Below are 13188 nucleotides of genomic sequence, written 5' to 3' on the forward strand. Positions count from 1 at the left end.
GTCAGGTCTCCAACGTCTCCAGGATTTCCAGCGACTTGAATTTCTTCTCCACATAGACATCCAGATACCGCTCCATCACCCGCCCCAGCTCCTCCAGCACCGCGTCGCTGACCACAAAGGTATAGAGCTTCTCGATCCGGCTGCTCTCGATATACTGCATGCTATACAGGGTGGAGGTATCCAGCTGCATTCCGTCCATCACATCCTGCATGCATTCGCCGCACACCAGCCCGCCCTTTTTTACGCTGAACACAGCCGGACGCTTTTCATCTCCGCAGGAAACGCACCGGAAGACCTGGGGTCCTTCCCCGTTGATGCACAGCGCCCGCAGTTCAAATATGTACCGAACCAGCCGGTTGTGGATCTTTTCATTTGTCAGGGCACGCATGGACTGGTACAGGAGCTTCAGCATTTCCCGCTCATCATTGGCTTCCTTTGCATAAAAATTTGCAAATTCGAGAAAATAAAAGCCATAATAGGCGCCCACCATATTCTCCCGCAGCTCCGCAAAATAGTTGGATATCTTCGCGGACTTCACCGTATAGGAGCTCCGCCCCGCATACAGTGTAAACTCACCGAAGGAGCAGGGATTGACCGCGCCCACCAGCGGGCTGTTCGGTTTTCTGGCCCCTCTGGCAAACGCGGCAACCTTTCCCTGTTCCCTGGTCAGGATCACTACCCGCCTGTCATATTCCCCAACCGGCGCCGTAGAAAGCACCATGCCGGTTACCGTTATCTCATTCAAATTCCTCGCCCCTGCCGCAGGCAATGATACACAAGCAGCATGCCTAAACAGCTCCTTATGCCGTATCATCTTCCTCTCTGTACAGCGGGATGATCACCGAATCCCGCTCCTTACAGATCCGCTGTTCACAGCCCGCCTGATTCCTGTTTCCCCCGTGTCCGTACAGCTCCATCTTATATTCCAGATAGTCACATACCCCACCGGTTTTTGAAAATTGCTCCCAGTATCTCTTCTCCATCGGATCACCTCTTCATCTGTGTGATGCTGAGCGCCGGATCAATCTGCCGCACAGCATCCTATATATGATTTAGGTTTTCCGAATTTTGTCGGGTCTATACCTCGTAAAATCTGGCAGCGTTTTTTTCCATGCTCCCCTTGACAGCCCCGTTTTTTAGCTAGTACAACGAATAATAAATAACTAGCCATATCACTTGTCTGATTTTCCAGCTACTGCGTTAGATTTTCTAGCCGTAGCCACCGCTACGCCGTCGAAAATCTGCCTTGTATCTGAAAAATCATCCTGCGCGATATAGCCAGATACTTATTATTCGTTGTACTAGTACAGCATTGCGCATGGGCTGTCCGGTCACATCTCGTCCTTCGTATACCCGAAGTTTTTCATCAAAAAGTCGCTGTCCCGCCAGTTTTTCTGCACTTTCACCCAGAGCTTCAGATTCGCCCTGCAGCCCAGCATTTTCTCAATCTCAAACCGGGCTGTGCTTCCGATCTTTTTCAGCATGGCGCCTTGCTTCCCGATGATGATCCCCTTGTGGGAATCCCGCTCACAGATCACCGTGGCATCAATGTGCATGACCTTCTTCTGCATCTTCATCCGGTCGATGGCCACCGCGATGCCGTGGGGAATCTCATCCTCCAGGCAGTGCAGCGCCTTCTCCCGGATCAGCTCCGCCACGATCTGCCGCTCGGGCTGATCCGTAATGGTGTCCTCGTCGTAAAACTGCGGTCCATAGGGAAGATACTGCAGGATCACCCGGATCAATTCCTCCGTATTTTCCCCGCTTCGGGCAGAGACCGGAACGATCTCCGCAAAATCATATTCCTTCCGGTACGCGTCGATACAGGTTAGAACCTCTTCCTTTTTCACCATATCGATCTTATTGATCACAAGCACCACCGGGGTCGTGATCTTTTTCAGCTGTTCCATGATGTGCCGCTCCCCGGCGCCGATAAACGTGGAAGGCTCCACCAGCCACAGCGCCGCGTCCACGTCGTCCAGGGAATGCTTTGCAATGTTCACCATATATTCCCCCAGCTTATTCTTCGCCTTGTGGATCCCCGGCGTATCCACAAACACGATCTGTCCTTCCGGCCTGGTCAGCACCGTCTGGATCCGGTTCCTGGTGGTCTGGGGCTTGTTAGAGGTGATGGCCACCTTCTGTCCGATCAGGTAATTCATCAATGTCGATTTTCCCACATTGGGCCGCCCGATCAGGGTCGCAAAACCCGATTTATAATTTTCCTTCATCCGTTCTCCTTCAGTATTCGCCAAAAACGCCGTACATTCCGATTTCCGGCCAGTCAGTCCGGATCTTCTCTTTTAGAACAGCGTCTTCACCTCGCCGAACATTTCTTTCTGTGCTTCTATCTTTTCCTCACTTCCAATCACGCAGAGCTGATCTGCCGAGAGCAGCGCCTCCACTACAGCAGAAAGTTTCCGGATATCCTCCTGCTCTGCGTTGAGTACGTCCATCCGTTCTTTTTGGATCATCTCCCCGGACACATGGTTCATATACAGGTTCATGGAACGGTCCCCTTTGGCGGAAGGCGTCATAGGGCGGTCCATATTGCTGATGGTTCCGATAATATATTTGTTCATATCCCGTTCATTGACTGTAAAGTCCTTCAGATAATCCACCACGCCCTCGTATACTTCCATGGTCTTTTCCAGGTTGGGGTCCCGGTAAGAGATAAGATATCCTTCCCCGATCCGGTTGAAGTTGCACATGCAGCCGTACGCGCCGCCCTTGACCCGGATGTTCTGCCACAGATAGCCATAGCTCAGGATCACCTTGAGAATCTGCAGTGTACCGCAGTAATCGGCGCCTCCGTCAATGAAATTGCCGACTCTCGCCACATACTGCACCTTGGATGAGGTCTTAAAGCCTTCGTTTTTCTTCGTACAGTGCAGGATGCACCTGGTCTCTTGGGATTCCGTACTTCCGCCATGCAGCCGGTCCTTCATCCCGGACAGCTCACGGCAGACCGGATCCAGTCCCTCCTCCCCGCAGGTCAGGCTCACCATCAGATTATCCCACCGGAAGATCCGGGCGGCGATCTCTTTCAGATTGTGGATCAGTGTTTCCTTCTGTTCCTCAAAATGCTCCTCCGCTTCCTTCACAGCCTGGTAATATCCGACCCCGTCTGTATCATCCTTGAACTTGGAAATGGGTGACGAATAGGACAGCGCCCGCAGCGCCGCCGTCGTATGTCCGGAGGATTGGAAGCTCATCTGCAGCCGGGATTTGAGCATGGAAAGGATTTCTTTCAGACGCTTCTCATCCTCCAGTTTAGATTCCATCAGGATCTCCCGCATCATCCGAAACAGGACATCCATCTTCGGATACAGCGCCTTGCCCTTCATCTCAAAGGTCGCGCGGAACGCCTTTTCTTTTACATTTCTCACATCCGGATACATTTCCAGAGAAGTCCCGATTCCCCCGGTATGCACATTGATCTCATTGAACAGTTCGCCGTATTCATAGCTGGTGGTATCAATGATCCCCAGCACAGCCTGGAGCATTCCCACGTAGGGCAGCTTTTCCTCCGGCACGCCGGACAGGTCGAACATCAATGTCACATATCCGATGCCGTTGGTATCGATCTTATGGTGTATCAGCGGGATTCCCTCCACCTCTTTTTCTTCATTAAAGATGGGCGCGATCTCCCTGGAGATATCCTCCCGGCTCAGGATCGGGATCTTCTCCCGGTCCTCCTGCGCGTCCTCGCTCTCCTGATAGTCCTCCAACACCGCCGTATCTGCGATCAGCCGTTCCTTCTCGGCATCGGTGAGGCTGTTCTTATACACTTCCAGCCGCTTTTCCAGCTCCTGGTCCAGACGGGCCGTCCTGCCCCGCTCCGGCTTCACGGTCACGATGGAACCGTGGGTGTTGTCCAGAAGCCACTTTTGGATCAGCTCCTCAAAATATCCGGTGCCGATCTGCTCCTTTAAAAATTCAAAGATGGGAATGGCCTGCATGTGGATGAACGGCTTTGTCTCATCGTAGAGCCAGCTGTCAAACAGCTGCAGTCCATACATCAGTCCCTTGGGATAGCTGCCGAAGTCCGCCTCCCGAAACCGGAATTCGTGATAATTGATCCCGGCCTCCAAAGCTTTCCGGTCCATTCCTTTTTCTACAATATCCTTTAAGGTTCCTTCCACCGTATCTATAAATGCCTGCTTCTGCTCCAGGTTCGCGTTTTTGGAGATCACGGAAAAAATAGGCTGGTAGATCCCGTTGTCGTAGGAGCCCATGATATCCTTGCCGATCCCTGCCTCCACCAACGCCTTTTTCAGCGGAGCCCCCGGTGCGGACAGAAGCGCGTAATCCAATACCTGGAACGCCAGATACAGCTTCTCATCCAGGCTTGTCCCGATCACCTTGTTATAGGAAAGGAAGGTATTGTCCTCCTCCGACTCTTCGCTGGAAATGGAATACTCCATCTCCACCTCCCGCATCTCCTGAAACGGTTCCTGATAACGGATCCGGGAATCTACCTGCCGGATGTCAAAGTCCGACAGGTAATTTTGATCCAGCCACTCCAGCTTTTCCGCCATATCCATATTTCCGTACAGGTAAATATAGCTGTTGGACGGATGATAATAGGTTCTGTGGAAATCCAGGAACTGCTCATAGGTCAGCTCCGGGATTACGTCCGGATCCCCGCCGGACTCATTTGCATAGGAGGTATCCGGAAACAGGGAATTTAAGATCATCCGGTCCAGCACGCCTTCGGGTGAGGAAAATGCCCCCTTCATCTCATTATAGACCACCCCGTTGTAGGACAGCTCCCCGTCCTTCTCCTCCAGATGGTAGCTCCAGCCCTCCTGCCGGAAGATCTCCGGATGCTGATAGATATTCGGGTAAAATACCGCATCCATATATACATGCATCAGATTCTGGAAATCCTTGTCATTGCAGCTTGCCACAGGATATACGGTCTTATCCGGATAGGTCATGGCATTTAAAAAGGTGTTCAAGGAGCCCTTCACCAGCTCCACGAAGGGATCCTTCACCGGAAAATCCTTAGAGCCGCACAGCACGGAATGCTCCATAATATGAGGCACCCCCGTACTATCCGACGGCGGGGTCCGAAATCCGATGGCGAATACTTTATTCTCATCCTCATTGGACATCATCAGGACTCGCGCGCCGCTCTTCTTATGTCTCAAAAGACAGCCCTTTGACTTCAGATCCGATAAGTCCTCCTGAAGCACCTTTTCATACGCGTCCGGAACCGCTATCTCCCATTGCTGTGTCCTGCCGGATCCCATAGAATCAAACTTACTCATATTGTACCCTCTCTTCTATCAAGTTCTTGATTAATTGTTCTTTCTGTATGCCTCCGCACATTATAGCATTTCCCGAAGCGCTTTAAAAGGGGATGTTTTCCTTTTTTCAAAATTCCCTGAAAAAATCAGCACGCTTCCTTCTTCCGGTTCCATTTTTTCCGAATCGACCGGATCAGCCAAAGGGCGGCTCCCGCAATCAGAAGTACCCGGATCACGGACGAATATCGGTCCAGATATACGAGTACCGTTTCCCAGGAAGCGCCCAGCGCCGCCCCAAGAGACACCAGAAGTATATTCCACAGTGTACTTCCGATGACCGTATAGACCAGAAACAACGGAACCTCAATCTCGGCCATCCCCGCCGGAACCGATACCAGGCTCCGGATGATGGGAATGCACCGCCCCAAGAGGATCGCCTTTTTCCCGTGCTTTTCAAACCAGTCGATGGTCTCCTCCACATCCTCCTTTTCAAATCCCAGCAGATGGAACAGCTTCCCTTTTGTGAGACTTTCCAGCTTTTCCGGGGTCAGCGCCATCCCCACACGGTACAAAATCAGCGCCCCGATGGTGGAACCCAGAGTGGAGAAGATCACCACTCCCGGAACCGTCAGCCTGGTGTATGTAGTCATAAAGCCTCCGAAGGTCAGGATCACTTCTGAGGGAATCGGCGGAAAAAGATTCTCCACCGCAATCAGAAAACAGACTCCCAGATATCCATATGTGTTCATGATGTAGATCATAACTTCCTGCACGATACAGTTCCTCACATTTTCATGCTTTCGTATTTAATATATGTAAGCACGCGCGGAAAAATGTGTCTCCCCTGGACCAGGAAAAATGCCCGGATATGCCCGCAGTCTCGCAGAATACGATAGCATGCCGGATGTCCTTTTTATATACAGATCTGCTGCTCCCCGAACAGCGCGTCCACCGCCGCCTCGTACACCGGCAGTTTTTCCGCCTTTTTGATCCGCTTCGCATATTTCTCATAATGGGTAAAAGCCGGCGCCAGAAAGCTCCAAAGCTCCTTCATCTTAAACAGGATGGTCCTGGCTCCCGGCATCACTTCCTGATAGTCCCTGTAGAGCTGATCGTGGAACCTGCGCAGGGTTTCTTTGTCCAGCCCGACGCCCTGCCGGATCTGCCGGCACAGCCCCGGATTCATCAGAAGCCCTCTTCCGAACATCCATCGGTCCACCTCCGGAAACGCCTCCTTTGCCTTCTGGTACGCCTCTGCACAGAACAGATCCCCGTTATAGCAGACCGGGTGTCTGCTGTTTTTGCAGGCTTCTCCAAATACCTCCCAATTGGGGTGATTCCGATACATATCCTTCTGGACCCTGGGATGGATGATCAGCTCCTTCACCGGATACTGGTTATAAATCTCCAGGAGCCGCCCAAATTCCTCCGGGCTGTCCTTCCCGATCCTGGTCTTGATGGAAACTTCCGCGTCCGTCTGTTCGAACACCCCGTCCAGAAACCGGTCCAGCTCCTCGGGAAATGCCAGAAAGCCGGAGCCCCGCTTTTTGGACACCACAGTCCCGGAAGGGCAGCCCAGGTTCAGATTGATCTCCTGATAGCCGTACTGTCGAAGCTTCCGGGCCGTACGCACGAAATCCTCCACAGAATTTGTCAGGATCTGCGGGATCGCGTACATGCCCGGATTGTTCCCAGGCAGCACATCCTGCCGCTCCCGGGAGCTTAAATGTCCGTGCTGGTTCGGCTTGATAAACGGGATAAAATATCGATCTACAGAGCCGAAGCACTCACAAAGTGTCCGGCGGAACACGTGTCCCGTAATCCCTTCCAGGGGCGCCATATAAAAATACATTGCTTTTTACCTTCCTCTTTTTTCTTGAATCAAACCTTTATTTATGATATTGTTATTATCGGAAACCCGAAATACGATATGATAACAAATGGGAGGGAGACTCTTGATGAAACGAAAACTTTCACTGATCACCATCGTAAGCATCTGCTGTTCCTTACTGGCTGTCGGATGCGGAAAAAAAATGACCTTGGAGGATGCCCCGGTTTATGTGCAGGCAGTTCTGGATGCCCGCTACAAGGCAGATTACAGCGCTTATATGGAGTATAAGAAATGTGAAGAATACGAAGCGTCGCTGATCCATGAAAACGGCATGAACGCTCTCCTCAGTACCATGAAGGTGGGCGGCACCTCCGTCACCGCAGAGCTGAAAGACCAGTACCGGCAGCTCTTTACAGAGCTCAATGCCCTCTGCCGGATCACCGTAGGCGATGCAAAAGAGGACGGGGACGGTTTTACCGTAGAAGTGAGCGCGGAGCCCTTTGCCATGTTTGACGGCATCAGCCAGAGCCTGATCGACGCGCTTGGGGCCGAAGATCCGGCCACGCTCACCAACAGCGAACAGGTCAACCAGTTCCTGTATGAAAAAATGTATCAGCTGATCACCCCCAGGCTGTCCTCCCCGAAATATGGGGACCCAGAAACAGTGACCTTACATATCCAGCCCAATGGGGATAAGGTTCAGACCATCAGCGAAGAAGATCTGAATGCCCTGGATGCCGTGATCTACGCCGCATTGCTGTAAGGCTCCTGAGGAACTGTATACCATAGTATATCTCGACCCTGTTCTCTGCCCGGCACAGTCATACATATTCTGCCGGGCAGATTCTTTTTCTCTTCCGCATCCGGCAAAGCTCCCTGCAGACATACAGATGATCTTCCCTTACTTAGGGCAAAACCCGCATATCCTTCTTTTTTTGATCTGCATCTCTGGAGGAAATCCGCTATTTTCTACAGCTCCTCATGTACGGAAAATATGTCCCCGCAGCTTTCCCCACAGCTCCCTCTGTACATATCCATAAGCACCCACATACAGGAACAGCACCGCCTGGCCGGCGGCAAGAACCCCCAGCTTCACCCAGAGGGACAGCGTTCCCGCAAACAGCAGCTTCTGAAAAAAAAGAACTGCCGGAAGATAGAGCAGATTGAATATCCCATATCGGATGCCCCAAAGCAGAGCCGTCTTTTTCCGAACCCCGGCATTCAAGCCGCCCAGCCGATCCCAGGCGGTTTCCTCCGCCAGGATGAAGAATCCCATCGCCCCATAGGTGGCAACGTACAGTTTATTGGGCGCCAGGATCAATCCCAGCAATACGCCTGCCACATAAAACGCGGCTGCGGTCCTTCTCCCGAATTCCCGGAAGACGATCCCTACAAAAAAGGAAGCCGCCGCAAGCAAAAACAAGGTACCTGTCTCGATGACGCTCCCCAGGATCATGCAGATCACCGACAATGCCAGCAACAGCCCGCCGAACGCCATTTTCTTTGCCTTTATATGCATGAACAAAGATCTCCTCCCATACATTCGCACAGCTGGTCAGCAATACATAAGTCACAGCACATGTTTCCCGTACCGCAGGAATTGCCGCCCATGCCGTAGCCGCCTCCATAGGGGTAATTCTGGTACTTCTGCCCGCTCCATTCCAGCTGGTTCAGAAGCTGGCGGTACTGCAGGTTATTGGGCTCCATATTCACGGCCTGGCCGGCGTGGTCGCGGGCCATGATGTTGTTGCCGATCCCCGCATTGGCCGCGGCGCTTAAGTAATACCATTCCGAAGTCCGGTTGGGCATTCCGTTCAGCACATTCAATGCTTCCCGGTAGCGCCTTGCGTTCAGGTAGGTATACACCGACTGCATCTGCGGATTCTGCCCGGAGCCGGAACTGCCGTAGGTCTGCTGATAGCTGCCCTGACCGCTTCCTCCCTGGTAGCCGTAGCCATATTGATAGCCGCCCTGCTCCCGCTGTTTCATAATCATGTCATAGGCTTCCTGTACTTCCTTAAATTTTTCCTCCGCCAGGTCCGCAAGCGGATTATTTACATTTGCGTCCGGGTGATACTTCCTTGTCAAATCCCGGTATGCCCGTTTCACTTCATCATCCGATGCGTTCGTTGGAATCCCCAGCACTTCATATGGATTTTTGTTCATCTTTGTTTTTCTCCTCTATATTGATCTTCCTGATCCTCTGCTCTCATACGTTTACCATGATATAATAAAATTTCCCAATTGTCCAGATTCATTTTGAATTACGGTAATACAGATATCCCGCCAGATCAGCCAGAAACCACCCGATGGGCACGGCTGCCCAGATCCCGGTCACCCCGATCCGCGGCACCGCCGACAGGATATATGCCAGCAGCACCCGGGTTCCCAGCGAGATCACGGTCAGTATCAGGGACATGCCGGGACGCTTGACAGCACGGTAATATCCATAGCAGAGAAACAAAAAACCGATCAGATAATAAAAGCTGCCCTCAATCCGCAGATAACGCACCCCTTCCCAAATAATTTCCGTTTCCCGCGGCTTCACAAAGATCAGCATCAGCTGCCTGGCGAATACAAATACAAGCGCGCTGACTGCCGCCCCGAAGAAAAATGCGGTCTTTACGGCGCTTCGGATCCCCTCCCGGATCCGTTTTGTTTTCCCTGCCCCATAATTCTGCGCCACAAAGGTTGAAAACGCATTTCCGAAATCCTGCACCGGCATATAGGCAAAGGTATCGATCTTGACCGCCACGGAAAAAGCCGCCATGATGACCGCCCCGAAACTGTTTACTAATCCCTGTATCATCAGAATTCCAAAATTCATAACCGACTGCTGGATGCAGGTCAGAAAAGACAACTGAAAAATTTCCCTCAGCACTTCTGGCTGCCATCTCAGATCCCTACGCTTGAAACGGAACTGCGGAAATTGTATTATTGTATACAACAGAATCCCAATCCCCGCCGCATACTGCGACAGGATGGTAGCCTCCGCAGCCCCCCGCACGCCCCGATGAAAGCGGATAATAAACAGCAGGTCCAGCCCGATGTTGGACAATGCGGCAATCCCGAGAAACAAAAGCGGCGCGGTGGAATTGCCTACCGCACGCAGCAGAGAAGCAAAAAAATTATATAAAAACGTAGCCAAAATCCCCCAAAAGATCACCCACAGATATTCCCGCATCAGTCCATAGACATCTCCAGGCACACACAGCAGCCTGAGGATCAGATCCAGCCCGGCAAATACGGCAGCGCTTAAGAGCAGCGCAGCGTTCCCAATCATCACGAAGGACATAAAAATGCCGGACTTCATCCGGTCATATTCCTGTTTCCCAAAACTGATGGAAAAGGAGACGCCGCTCCCCATGCAGAGCCCCAGCAGGATGGAGGTCAAAAATGTCATCAGGGAATAGGAGGATCCCACCGCCGCCAGAGCCTCTTTTCCAAGGAACTGCCCCACGATCAGCGTATCCACGATATTATAAAGCTGCTGCAGCAGGTTTCCCACCATCATGGGAAACGCAAACCGCAGCAGAGAGCCTGTAATATTTCCGGTTGTTAAAGTAGTCTGCTTCATTTCTTTCTGTGCTCTTTCTTGTTTTCCAGCGTCTCTTTCTTCTTTTCCTGGATCCGGTTATATTGATTCCAGACCCCGGTATAGAGGATATTCCGCAGGATATCCGCATCCTGCAGGCAGGGAAGCTTTTCGAAGGCCGCCGTGCTCTCCGCGATCATCATGCACAGGATCTGCCTTAAACGCTCCTCATAATCCACACTCCGGCTTAAGTCCCGGAGCGGATTATAATTCCCCTGTTCCAGATCCTTTCTCAGATCCTCATAGGCGTCCATGATATAAATAAATTTCCCCAGAAAGAAGCCCATCCTGCGCAAGTCTTCCTCCCAGACGTCTTGTTTGTACACCAGCACCTCTTCCATCAGCCGCCCAAAGCATCCGGCCGCCTCGTCAAGATCCCTGCTTTTTGCCGCTTCCATCCTCTCCAGCGCTTTCAGCTCCCGGTGCATCACCCTGCACTGTCTGGGATATTTCTGAGCCGCCTTTTTTGCCTTTCGGCCCAATACGTGAAGCCCCAAAAGACTTCCCGGCTTCCTCTCGTCCTGCCAGTCGTCCTTTAAGTGATACCATGTCAGGATCACATTCATATCCGCGGCGTATTCCGTGATCTCACTCTGCAGCATCTGCTGTTTTTTTATGGGGTGCGTCTTGCACCTGCCAGCCGACTCTTTCAGCGCGGATTCATACAGCGAAGTCAAAAGTACGACAATAAATGTCATATCATAGCTCAGGGTCATCTGCCCCATGCTCCCGTACCTCTCCTTCAATGACCTGCACAAACCACAGTAATGCGCCCGGTATCTCCGCAGATCCTTCACCTTGAGTTCCGGTTCGCAAATCGTAATATAACCAAACATGTTCCCTCTCCCGCAAAGGATGACTGTCCGTCCCCCCCAGGGTCCGGACAGTCATCCGCATATGACATCATTTCAAACATTCATGGGCTTTCGAATGGTCATTCCTCCTTAGCCCAGCCGTAAGAGCACGTTACAGCACGCTTCCAGCCCTTAAGCATTTTCTCCCGCTTCTCAGGCTCGATTGCCGGAACAAAGATCTTGTCGATGCCCCAGTTTTGCTTCACATCCTCAATATCCTTCCAGTAGCCCACAGCAAGTCCTGCAAGATAAGCCGCTCCCATCGCGGTGGTCTCCACGCATCTTGGGCGGTTCACCGGCGCGTTGCTGAAATCCGCCTGGGTCTGCATCAGGAAATTATTGGCGCTGGCGCCGCCGTCCACCCGCAGAGACGACAGGTTCATTCCCGAATCCGCCTTCATCGCTTCCAATACGTCGTTCACCTGATATGCCAGGGATTCCAGCGTTGCCCGGATGATATGGTATTTGTTCACGCCCCGGGTCAGCCCCACAATGGTACCCCTGGCGTACTGATCCCAATAGGGCGCTCCCAGCCCGGTAAAGGCCGGCACCACATAGCAGCCGTTGGTGTCCTTCACCCTCTGGGCAAAATATTCACTGTCCGCGGCCGAATCGATCAGCCGGAGCTCATCCCGCAGCCACTGCAGCGCAGCGCCGGCCACAAAGATAGAACCCTCCAGAGCATAGGTCACCTTGCCGTCCATGCCCCAGGCAATGGTCGTGACAAGCCCGTTCTTGGAAAGCACAGGCTGACTGCCCGTATTCATCAGCAGGAAGCATCCAGTCCCGTATGTATTCTTTGCGTCTCCCTGCTCAAAACAGGCCTGGCCGAACAAGGCCGCCTGCTGGTCTCCCGCCGCCCCCGCAATGGGAATACGGCCTCCGAAAAAGCTGGGGTCGGTCTCCCCGTAGATCTCGCTGGACGCCCTGGCCTGGGGCAGCATGCTCTTCGGAATGTCCAGCTCTTCCAGAATCTCATCGTCCCATTCCAGCGTATGGATGTTGAACAGCATCGTCCTGGACGCGTTGCTGTAGTCCGTCACATGTACCGCTCCCCTGGTGAGCTTCCAGATCAGCCATGTCTCCACGGTCCCGAAAAGCAGAGTCCCCTTCTCGGCGCGCTCCCTGGCCCCTTCCACATGATCCAGGATCCATTTTACCTTTGTCCCTGAAAAATATGCGTCGATCACCAGCCCTGTCTTCTCCCGGAACTTCTCCGTCAGCCCCTTCTCCTTCAAGCTGTCGCAGTATTCCGAGGTCCTCCGGCACTGCCAGACAATGGCCGGATACACAGGCTGCCCCGTATTTTTATCCCACACGATCGTGGTCTCCCGCTGATTCGTAATCCCGATGGCAGAGATATCCTCCGCAGAAGCCCCGATCTTCGTCATCGCCTCCCTGGCCACCGCAAGCTGGGTAGACCAGATCTCCCCGGGCTCATGCTCCACCCATCCGGGTTTGGGAAAATGCTGTGTAAACTCCTTCTGCGCCACGCTGCACATCTCGCCCTTTTCATTAAACAGGATACAGCGGTTGCTCGTCGTACCTGAATCCAGAGCCATTACATACTTTGCCATGCCAATGTCCTCCTTTGTATCTTTTCTCGTTGCCTCGTTTCGGTTCGCCTTCCGGCCGGGGGACGCGGGTATCCTG

The 13188-nt window shown here is 52.6% G+C and carries 12 protein-coding genes; 1 reads left to right on the top strand and 11 read right to left on the bottom strand.

Annotated features, from left to right (window positions below; translation table 11 throughout):
• Position 1: 1 nt before the first annotated feature.
• From recO to ACTOY7_RS15075, 6 genes are all read right to left on the bottom strand, one after another.
• Entirely contained in the window at positions 2–745 is a 744-nt protein-coding gene (gene recO, locus ACTOY7_RS15050) for a DNA repair protein RecO (protein WP_482671249.1), read from the bottom strand.
• Between the two features lie 55 nt (positions 746–800).
• Positions 801–983 carry a hypothetical protein gene (locus tag ACTOY7_RS15055; RefSeq protein ID WP_300884716.1) on the bottom strand — a complete coding sequence of 61 codons (183 nt, stop codon included), beginning with the start codon at positions 981–983 and terminating at the stop codon, positions 801–803.
• Positions 984–1331: 348 nt separating this feature from the next.
• Entirely contained in the window at positions 1332–2231 is a 900-nt protein-coding gene (gene era / locus ACTOY7_RS15060; protein ID WP_482671250.1) for a GTPase Era, read from the bottom strand.
• A gap of 72 nt (positions 2232–2303) precedes the next feature.
• Positions 2304–5276, bottom strand: coding sequence for an insulinase family protein (locus tag ACTOY7_RS15065; protein WP_482671251.1), 2973 nt, complete (start codon positions 5274–5276; stop codon positions 2304–2306).
• Between the two features lie 125 nt (positions 5277–5401).
• Positions 5402–6016, bottom strand: a complete 615-nt coding sequence (locus ACTOY7_RS15070; protein WP_300884728.1) for a DedA family protein — start codon at positions 6014–6016, stop codon at positions 5402–5404.
• A gap of 152 nt (positions 6017–6168) precedes the next feature.
• Positions 6169–7107: a tRNA dihydrouridine synthase gene (locus ACTOY7_RS15075; protein WP_482671252.1), complete on the bottom strand. Its 939-nt coding sequence runs from the start codon at positions 7105–7107 to the stop codon at positions 6169–6171.
• Positions 7108–7213: 106 nt separating this feature from the next.
• Here ACTOY7_RS15075 and ACTOY7_RS15080 point away from each other — a divergent pair, with 106 nt between their 5' ends.
• Positions 7214–7849 (top strand): hypothetical protein, encoded by a 636-nt coding sequence (locus tag ACTOY7_RS15080; protein WP_160280807.1) that lies wholly within the window; start codon positions 7214–7216, stop codon positions 7847–7849.
• Positions 7850–8065: 216 nt separating this feature from the next.
• Here ACTOY7_RS15080 and ACTOY7_RS15085 read toward each other — a convergent pair whose 3' ends face one another.
• The 5 genes from ACTOY7_RS15085 to glpK form a co-directional block, all read right to left on the bottom strand.
• The gene (locus tag ACTOY7_RS15085; protein ID WP_160280808.1) at positions 8066–8605 is read right to left on the bottom strand and encodes a hypothetical protein; all 540 of its coding nucleotides are present in this window, start codon (positions 8603–8605) and stop codon (positions 8066–8068) included.
• Complete coding sequence (locus ACTOY7_RS15090) at positions 8596–9252, bottom strand: J domain-containing protein (protein WP_160280809.1); 657 nt, start codon at positions 9250–9252, stop codon at positions 8596–8598. Before ACTOY7_RS15090 ends, ACTOY7_RS15085 begins: the two co-directional genes overlap by 10 nt.
• 88 nt (positions 9253–9340) lie before the next feature.
• Positions 9341–10663 carry an MATE family efflux transporter gene (locus ACTOY7_RS15095; protein WP_482671253.1) on the bottom strand — a complete coding sequence of 441 codons (1323 nt, stop codon included), beginning with the start codon at positions 10661–10663 and terminating at the stop codon, positions 9341–9343.
• On the bottom strand, positions 10660–11517 hold the full coding sequence (locus ACTOY7_RS15100; protein ID WP_482671254.1) for a DUF5685 family protein: 858 nt from the start codon (positions 11515–11517) through the stop codon (positions 10660–10662). Before ACTOY7_RS15100 ends, ACTOY7_RS15095 begins: the two co-directional genes overlap by 4 nt.
• A 98-nt stretch (positions 11518–11615) precedes the next feature.
• Entirely contained in the window at positions 11616–13112 is a 1497-nt protein-coding gene (glpK, locus tag ACTOY7_RS15105; RefSeq protein ID WP_160280812.1) for a glycerol kinase GlpK, read from the bottom strand.
• Positions 13113–13188 lie beyond the last annotated feature (76 nt).

The organism is Schaedlerella sp. (assembly GCF_056796775.1).

Excerpts from the sequence above, each read along its gene's own strand:
- ACTOY7_RS15055 (WP_300884716.1), bottom strand. The coding sequence starts at position 983 with ATGGAGAAGAGATACTGGGAGCAATTTTCAAAAACCGGTGGGGTATGT.
- era (WP_482671250.1), bottom strand. The coding sequence starts at position 2,231 with ATGAAGGAAAATTATAAATCGGGTTTTGCGACCCTGATCGGGCGGCCC.
- ACTOY7_RS15065 (WP_482671251.1), bottom strand. The coding sequence starts at position 5,276 with ATGAGTAAGTTTGATTCTATGGGATCCGGCAGGACACAGCAATGGGAG.
- ACTOY7_RS15070 (WP_300884728.1), bottom strand. The coding sequence starts at position 6,016 with ATGATCTACATCATGAACACATATGGATATCTGGGAGTCTGTTTTCTG.
- ACTOY7_RS15075 (WP_482671252.1), bottom strand. The coding sequence starts at position 7,107 with ATGTATTTTTATATGGCGCCCCTGGAAGGGATTACGGGACACGTGTTC.
- ACTOY7_RS15080 (WP_160280807.1), top strand. The coding sequence starts at position 7,214 with ATGAAACGAAAACTTTCACTGATCACCATCGTAAGCATCTGCTGTTCC.
- ACTOY7_RS15085 (WP_160280808.1), bottom strand. The coding sequence starts at position 8,605 with ATGCATATAAAGGCAAAGAAAATGGCGTTCGGCGGGCTGTTGCTGGCA.
- ACTOY7_RS15090 (WP_160280809.1), bottom strand. The coding sequence starts at position 9,252 with ATGAACAAAAATCCATATGAAGTGCTGGGGATTCCAACGAACGCATCG.
- ACTOY7_RS15095 (WP_482671253.1), bottom strand. The coding sequence starts at position 10,663 with ATGAAGCAGACTACTTTAACAACCGGAAATATTACAGGCTCTCTGCTG.
- ACTOY7_RS15100 (WP_482671254.1), bottom strand. The coding sequence starts at position 11,517 with ATGTTTGGTTATATTACGATTTGCGAACCGGAACTCAAGGTGAAGGAT.
- glpK (WP_160280812.1), bottom strand. The coding sequence starts at position 13,112 with ATGGCAAAGTATGTAATGGCTCTGGATTCAGGTACGACGAGCAACCGC.